At 56.9% G+C, this 810-nt stretch carries 1 protein-coding gene; it reads left to right on the forward strand.

Going from position 1 to position 810, the window contains the following annotated elements:
• Positions 1-765, forward strand: a 765-nt coding sequence (locus QP968_RS11105; RefSeq protein ID WP_284856453.1) for an IS1249 family transposase, incomplete at its 5' end; no start/stop codon positions are given.
• Between the last annotated feature and the right edge of the window lie 45 nt (positions 766-810).

Genomic DNA, 810 nt, shown 5'->3' on the forward strand with positions numbered 1-810 from the left:
GAGCGCCTCCTCGAACGCATCCCAGCCCCTCGCATTGTCGTCATCGACGGTGGACAAGGAGCTGCAACCGCGATCAAAAACTGCTGGCCGGAAACGAAAGTCCAACGCTGCCTCGTGCATGCCCAACGCGTCGTACGCCGCTACACCACCTCACGACCACGCACCGACGCTGGCCGCACCATCTACCAACTAGCGCTGAAACTGACCCGCATCACCAACCTGGACGACGCCGCCGCATGGGGTTCCCAACTACACGAATTCTCCACCATCTACCGGGCATGGATGGACGAAAGGACCGTGCTCAAAGACCCGAAAACAGGCAAATGGAAAGACGCATGGACACACGCCAAAGTGCGCAGCGCTTACAACAGCCTCAACCACCTATGGCGCAATGACCTGCTTTTTACCTACCTCACGCCACCGAAAGACGTACTCAACCCCGAGGGCATCAAATCCACCACAAACAGCCTCGAAGGCGGCATCAACGCCCAACTCAAACTGCTAGCTAGAACCCATCGCGGAAGAAAAGGAGAACACCAACGCCGAATGCTGGACTGGTGGCTCTACCTAAAAACAGAACTGCCTGACGATCCAGTACACATCGCCAGACAGTCCAATTGGGGCCAGGACCAACTCGCCAAAGTTACACCCCTGACCCACAACGAGAACCAAGCCGACCACGAAACAGGACGACCAGCCCTCTACGACAACGGTATCGACACCGAGTACACCCACTCAATCGGCATCCAAAAAGGCCAAATCTAACCCCACGACACGCCGGGGCCAGACACACTTTTTGACCCTTAACCC

The sequence above is a fragment of the Corynebacterium sp. MSK041 genome, assembly GCF_030232265.1.
Taxonomy (GTDB): Bacteria; Actinomycetota; Actinomycetes; order Mycobacteriales; family Mycobacteriaceae; genus Corynebacterium.